This window comes from Flavobacteriales bacterium, assembly GCA_013001705.1.
Taxonomy (GTDB): Bacteria; Bacteroidota; Bacteroidia; order Flavobacteriales_D; family JABDKJ01; genus JABDLZ01.
Genome location: JABDLZ010000108.1, coordinates 1 through 3,906, shown reverse-complemented (window position 1 = coordinate 3,906; position 3,906 = coordinate 1). Strand labels below are relative to the sequence as shown.

Below are 3,906 nucleotides of genomic sequence, written 5' to 3'. Positions count from 1 at the left end.
AGGTCAAGACCATTGAGCCCGATAAGGACATCTTCGAAGCAGCCAAGCAGTTCTTAGATATGAAGATCCGAAGGTTCCCCGTATTGGAAGAGGGGAAGCTCATCGGTCAGATCTCGCAGAAAGATGTACTGAAAGCCGTGATGAAGCTTAGCCGGAATACTTGGTAGATCACTCCACTTTCAACAAGTAATAGTTCTTCTTCCCACGCTGTAGCAGGATGTAGCGCTCATTGAGCAGGTCATCTGCATCGAGCATCTTCCCATCATCCACCTTCTCCTTGTTGACACTGATGCTGTTCTCCTTGAGGGCTCTACGGGCCTCACCGTTGGATTTCAGAAAACCGGTCTCCCCGGCCAAGGCATCGATGATGGATAGACCAGAATCGAGTTGTATCCTCGGGACTTCTGCCTGAGGTACTCCTTCAAATACGGATAAGAAGGTCTGTTCATCCACCTTCTTGAGGTCCTCAAGCCCTCCTTTGAAGAGCAACTGACTCGCTGCAATGGCCGATTCCAGAGCTTCCTTGCCGTGTACCATGGTGGTCACCTCCTCGGCCAATCTTTTCTGAAGGACACGTTGATGAGGAGCTTCTGTATGCTCTGCTTCCAGGGCTTCGATGCTCTCCTTATCCAGAAGGGTGAATACCCGTATGTATTTTTCGGCATCCTCATCGGAGCTATTGATCCAGTACTGGTAGAATTTGTAGGGGCTGGTCTTCTCGGGATCCAGCCAGACATTGCCACCTTCGGATTTGCCGAACTTGCTTCCATCTGCCTTTTTTATCAAAGGAGCGGTCAGGGCAAAGGCCTCCCCACCGGCCTTCCTGCGGATGAATTCCGTGCCAGTGGTGATGTTGCCCCATTGGTCACTTCCTCCCATCTGCAGCTTGACACCCTTGTGCGCATAGAGCCAGTAAAAGTCAAAGCCTTGGATGAGCTGATAGCTGAATTCGGTGAAGGACATTCCCGTGTCCAGTCGGGACTTGACCGAGTCCTTGGCCAGCATGTAGTTGATGGTGATGTGCTTACCTGCATCACGGATGAAATCCAAGAAGTTCATCTCTTTGAACCAATCGTAGTTGTTGACCACCTCGGCCGAGTTCTCCCCGCAGTCGAAATCCAGGAATTGCTCCAGTTGCTTCCTCTGGCAGTCCAGATTGTGTTGGATATCCTCGATGGAGAGCAATTGTCGCTCGGCCGATTTGCCACTCGGATCACCTACCATCCCTGTGGCCCCACCCACCAGAGCGATGGGCTTATGACCGCAGCGCTGCAGATGGACCAAGAGCATGATAGGCACCATATTACCGATGTGCAGGCTATCGGCCGTAGGGTCGAATCCCACATAGGCTGCCGTCATCTCCTTCATCAGTTGTTCTTCCGTACCCGGCATGATATCGTGGATCATGCCCCGCCAGCTCAATTCTTCGACCAGGTTGTTCATGGGGCGTAAAGATAGGATGGCGGTATTCTTGTCAAAGCATCAGATCTGAGAAGTAATCACTCCTAATACCACCCCTTTATAGTTAATTTGCTCCGCCATGAGCGATCGACCGATCTCCTTTTCCAATACCGAGAAGGCCTTTGCCCATAAGAGCAATGCCGAGCTGAAGAAGGCCTACTGGCTCTTCACTTTGGTCTCGCGCCCCTGGATGGTGAGCATAGCTAAGCATCTCACTCAGTTTGCTTTGACCCTTCACCTACCCATCAAAGGGCTGATCAAGAAAACCATCTTCGCCCAATTCGTAGGAGGTGAGACTGCCAAACAAGCAGATGATAATACCGATGAACTCAGCGCAGCGGGCATCGGGACCATACTGGATTATTCGGTAGAAGGACAGGACGATGAGGCCAGCTTTGACCAAGGCACCGAGGAGATACTACAGACCGTGGATATCGCTGCGGCAGTGGAGATGGTGCCCTTCTGTGTGTTCAAACCTACGGCAGTGGGTAGTATCACCTTGTGGGTCAAGCACAGTGCCGGATTGGAGATAGAGCATCATGAGAAACTGGCCTGGAAATCCTGTCTGGACCGCATGGAGCGCATCTTCACCCGAGCAGCTGAGGCGGGCACTCCCGTGCTGGTAGATGCAGAGGAGAGTTGGATGCAGGATGCGGCCGATCAGGTGGTGGAGGGATTCATGAGCCGCTTCAACAAGGAGAAGGCCATCGTCTACAATACCCTACAGATGTACCGTCATGACCGACTGAACTATCTCAAGCGGATTCATCAGCGAGCGCAAGCACAGGGATGGATTCTCGGTGTCAAGATCGTGCGAGGTGCCTACATGGAGAAAGAACGCGACCGGGCCGAAGAGCGGGGTTATCCGAGTCCCATCCAGCCAGATAAGGCTGCTACGGACCGGGATTTCGATGCGGCCCTCCAGTACTGCGTGCAGCACATCGATAGCATCTCACTGGTCTGTGGGACCCACAATGAGAAGAGCAGCATGTATCTGGTCGATCTCATGGCCGAGCATGGTATCTCTAAGAAGGATAGACGTATATGGTCGGCCCAGCTCTATGGGATGAGCGATCACATCTCCTACAATCTGGCCGATGCCGGCTACAATGTGGCCAAATACGTACCCTACGGTCCTGTGCGCAAAGTGCTGCCCTATCTCATCCGCAGGGCCGAGGAGAACAGTTCTGCTGCTGGACAGACCGGGCGTGAGCTCAGTCTCATCCAACAGGAGATCGCACGAAGGAAAGGCCGGTGATCCAGGTGGACTACTCCAAGCGCATCTATGGATTGGATGTGATGCGGGCCATTGCCATCCTACTGGTGGTGCGCTCCCACGGTGGCATCTTCATCGACCGACTTTTCGATACGCTGCCCTACATCCCATTGCCCGATGGGGTGGAGCTGTTCTTCGTATTGAGCGGATTCCTCATTGGGGGTATCCTTATACGCACCATAGAAAGAGAAGAGGGCATGGGGCTGGGTTCCTTGCTACATTTCTGGAAGAGAAGGTGGTTCCGTACGCTACCCAATTACTACTTGATCCTCATCCTGAATGTACTCTGGGTCCACTGGGGTTGGAACGACAATAAGATGGAGTATTTCGGCTGGGAGTTCTTCCTCTTCGTGCAGAACTTCTCCGACTCCTTTTATGGGTTCTTCTGGGAGAGTTGGAGCCTGAGTATCGAAGAATGGTTCTATCTCATTTCCCCTATTCTGATCATCCTGCTACACCGACTTCTTGGACTTAAAAAGGCCATCCTCTATTCCTCCCTGATGCTCATCGTCTTCTCCATCGCCTATCGCTATTGGATATTGGAGCCCCCCAGTGATTATTTCTGGTGGGATGTCCGTTTCCGTAAGGTCGTATTGAGCCGACTGGATGCGATCATGTTCGGTGTGCTAGGTGCCTACCTGAGTGCTTTCCACAGTCGCTTCTGGACCCGCATCAAATGGCCAGCACTTATCCTCGGAGTGGCACTATATCTGGCTGACCGAATCTGGGGCGGAGGTTGGTCCTCGCTCTATGGGCAGGTCTTTGCGCTGAGCCTGCTCTCGCTGAGTTGTGCCTTGCTTTTACCCTGGGCCTCATCCGTCAAGGACTTCAGGATCGGTTGGCTCGGTCGCAGCCTGACCTTCATCTCCTTGATCTCCTATAGCATGTATTTGGTCAATCTCGGTCTGGTAGCGCAGGTCATCAAGACGCATTTCCTCCCAGAGACGGTGAGCCAAGAGGCCTTGTGGTATGCCATCTATTGGGTGGTCGTGTTCCTCTTCAGTACCGTGCTCTATGCCCTGTGGGAGCGGCCAATGATGGATCTGCGAGATCGTTGGGGGAAGTCCGGTGCTTGAATCAATCGGAAAGGGCCTCGGCCACTACGAACACGCTTCCGGTTATGAGGATAAGGTCTTCCGGAGCAGCCGCTTCTCTGGCCGCTGTAAGGG

4 protein-coding genes are annotated in these 3,906 nt (G+C 53.0%); 3 read left to right on the top strand and 1 reads right to left on the bottom strand.

What is annotated here, in order from left to right; translation table 11 throughout:
* Positions 1–167 (top strand): CBS domain-containing protein (locus HKN79_04480; GenBank protein ID NNC82812.1); only part of this gene is annotated, 167 nt, incomplete at its 5' end.
* 1 nt (position 168) lies between these two features.
* Here the strand turns inward: HKN79_04480 and HKN79_04475 are convergent.
* Entirely contained in the window at positions 169–1,443 is a 1,275-nt protein-coding gene (locus HKN79_04475; protein NNC82811.1) for a tyrosine--tRNA ligase, read from the bottom strand.
* Between the two features lie 97 nt (positions 1,444–1,540).
* Here HKN79_04475 and HKN79_04470 point away from each other — a divergent pair, with 97 nt between their 5' ends.
* Together HKN79_04470 and HKN79_04465 are read left to right on the top strand one after the other, a co-directional pair.
* Positions 1,541–2,719: a proline dehydrogenase gene (locus tag HKN79_04470; GenBank protein ID NNC82810.1), complete on the top strand. Its 1,179-nt coding sequence runs from the start codon at positions 1,541–1,543 to the stop codon at positions 2,717–2,719.
* The gene (locus HKN79_04465; GenBank protein NNC82809.1) at positions 2,716–3,813 is read left to right on the top strand and encodes an acyltransferase; all 1,098 of its coding nucleotides are present in this window, start codon (positions 2,716–2,718) and stop codon (positions 3,811–3,813) included. The genes HKN79_04470 and HKN79_04465 overlap by 4 nt, the downstream gene beginning before the upstream one ends.
* The last annotated feature ends 93 nt before the right edge of the window (positions 3,814–3,906 follow it).